The 2,848-nt window shown below is 69.2% G+C and carries 2 protein-coding genes; both read right to left on the bottom strand.

What is annotated here, in order from left to right; genetic code table 11:
* A partial coding sequence (locus ACZ4XJ_RS37270; protein WP_468498874.1) for a M23 family metallopeptidase occupies nt 1-655 on the bottom strand: 655 nt, incomplete at its 3' end.
* Nucleotides 656-869: 214 nt separating this feature from the next.
* Nucleotides 870-2,528, bottom strand: coding sequence for a family 43 glycosylhydrolase (locus ACZ4XJ_RS37275; protein WP_468498875.1), 1,659 nt, complete (start codon nt 2,526-2,528; stop codon nt 870-872).
* Between the last annotated feature and the right edge of the window lie 320 nt (nt 2,529-2,848).

The following is a 2,848-nucleotide window of genomic DNA, read 5'->3' on the forward strand; positions in this document are numbered from 1 at the left end:
TCGTCCCGTTGCCGGACCACTGGAACACGGCGGAACGGTCCGGGGACTGGGCGAACAGGCTACTGCCGGCGGACACACCGCAGTTCGTGCTCGTCTCGTAGTGCTGGTTGTACTCCCATTTGACGGGAACGAGGCGCCCGTCGAAGGTGGTCTGCACGACGGAGCCGTTCAGCTTCTGCTCGTAGTGCAAGTGCGCCCCGGTGGTCCAGCTGCCGGTGTTGCCGACGGTGCCGATCTGCCGGCCCTGCTCCACGTCGTTGCCGACGGCGACATCGCGCCGGTCCAGGTGCAGGTACCGGGTCTGCCAGCCGTCGCCGTGGTCGATAACGATGAAGTTTCCGGCTTGGCTGTCGAACTGTGAGGTGACGACGCGCCCGCCCGCCGAGGCCAGGGCGGGTGTGCCCTGGGTGGCTCCACCGGCCGAGACCATGTCGAGCATGTACTGGCTCGCGTGTCCATCGTGCGTGGACGTCGTCCACCGTTGCCCGCAGGGAATGGGAAGCTGGAACGGGGGCGTATTGGCGACCGCGGCGTCCGCCTCCGGGGCTGCCGAGGTCGAGGCCGAGGCCGCGGCCGGGGCGGCGGGCAGGAGGGCTGTGACCGGAGCGAGCAGCAGTGCTGCCGCCGCCAGGAAGCCGGCCCATCTGATCTTCATACGTCTCCTTGGGACGAGGGTGCGATACGGGAGGGGGAAGCGTGGGGCGATCGCTAGTGCTGTGACCGGAAAGGTCCACCGGGTCGCGGCGCCCGGCACGGCACCTCGCCGCGTTGTCGGACCACGGAAGTACGTCCAGTACGAGCCGCGGCCCTCCGCCTTGCGACGCACCGCACCGAACACCGCGACCCGGCAAACCTTTCCGGCCACAGCACTAGTCGGTGACGATGCTCGCGGCGGGCCCGCCGACCTTGGTCCATTGGAAGGTCGCCGACCCGGACCACTGGAAGACGCCGCTCTTGTCGGAGCTCAACCCGAAGAGCCGGTCACCGGCGACCGCGAAGGCGTTCCCGGGACCACCGACCTTGGACCAGTTGTCCGGTACGCCGCTGAACCTGTAGAGGTCGCCGTTGGTGGGGTTGGTGGCGAACAGCCCTGCGCCACCGCCGAAGAGGGTTCCGGCCGGTCCGCCGACCTTGACCCAGGTCGTGCCCGACCCGGTCCATTTCAGGGCCGCACCCCCGTTGGGCGACAGGCCGTACAGTGCCTCGTTGGTGACCGCGAAGGCCTTTCCGGGTCCGCCGACCTTGGTCCAGCTGTCCGGGGTGCCGTTGTACTTGAGGATGTCGCCCGTGGTCGGGTTGGTGGCGAACAGGCCGGCGCCGCCCGCGTACAGCGTGCCCGCCGGTCCGCCGATCCTCGTCCAGGTGGTTCCTGATCCGGTCCACCGGAAGACGGCCTTCCTGTCCGGGCCGAGCCCGTACAGCGTGCCGTCGGTGACGACGAACTGGGCCCCGGGTCCACCGACCTTGGTCCACCTGTCCGGGGTGCCGCTGTATGTGAAGATGTCGCCGGTGGTGGGGCTGGTGGCGAACAGGCCACCGTCGCCGCCGATCAGTGTGCCTGCCGGTCCGCCGATCCTCTGCCAGGAGTTTCCGCCCGTCCGCTGGTGGACGGCGCTCTTGTCGGGACTCAGCGCGTACAAATGGTGCGGGGTGTAGGGCCGTGCCCGCCACGTGAGCGGAGCCAGGTCCACTCCGCCGGTGCCCCAGCCCGCGCTGCTCAGCCATTGGCTCCCGTCGTGGTCGGTGACGACCTCGGCGGCGTGGGACGGCAGGCGGCCCACTTGGCCGGTGGCCGGGAAGTGCAGCGGATCGGAGCTGGCGTACACCTCGGCCCCGACGTAATCGGCCGTTGCGGAGCCGCCGATGAACAGGTACCAGAGGCCGTTGCGCTGTATCACGTACGGGGATTCGGTCCAGCCGTCGCCGAGGGCGGTGAACGCGGTCTTGCGCGGGCTCCAGGTGATCAGGTCCGGACTCGTCCGGTACGCGACGATGCTGCGTCCCCCGGTGGCCGTCTCCGTGGCGGTGTAATACATCACCCACTGGGAACCGACCCGGGTGACCATCGGATCGCGTGCTTCTTGTCCGTCACGGAACAGTGGCCCTCCGGGCCGCCGTTCCCAGTGGATCAGGTCGGTGGAGGTGGCCAGGTTGATCTGGCTCCTGGACGGGTCACCGATGGTTTGCCCGCCCGCGTAGAACATGTAGTACGTGGAGCCGGAGCGGATGACGTGCGGTGCCCACAGGTGCGACTCTCCGTAGGAGGGGTCGACCGTCAGGGCCATGGGTTGCTTGGTCCACGGCCCGCGCAGGCCGGGTGCCGTGGCGTGTGCGAACGAGTCCTCGTTCTCCGGGTCGGCCGGTTCGGCGTGGGTGATGCCGAACAGGTGCCAGGTCCCGGTGGCCTCGTCACGGATGAGGGTGTGGTCGTTGATGTACCAGGATTGTGACTCCCCGGCGCCGGGGTCGTAGACGCGGACGAAGTCTCCGGTGGTCACGGAGCCGGAGTTCGCCGAGGTGGCGTTCATCGAGGCGGTGTCCGTCGAGGCGGTGTTCGCAGGGGCGGTGTTCGCGGAGGCGGTGGAGGGGAGTCGGTCAGGTGCCGGGGCGGCGACGGCGGGGAGTACCCCGAGTGAGACCGCGACCAAGGCAGCGGCAGCCAGGGTGATGCGTGATAACACGTGGCTCCAGAGAGAAGGGCGGACGGGCCCGGCCCGGGAAGCCCGGGTCCGTCCGCTGATGACGTCGCCGACTACCGGCCCGCGATGAAGGAGGCGGGGCCGCCGACCTTGTGCCAGGTGGTGCCGTTGCCGGACCACTTGAAGACCGCGTCGCTGTTGGGTGACAG

The organism is Streptomyces sp. NPDC029836 (assembly GCF_055574495.1).

Bases quoted from the DNA above. Each gene is read 5' to 3' on its own strand.
- ACZ4XJ_RS37275 (WP_468498875.1), bottom strand. From the start codon at position 2,528: ATGAACGCCACCTCGGCGAACTCCGGCTCCGTGACCACCGGAGACTTC.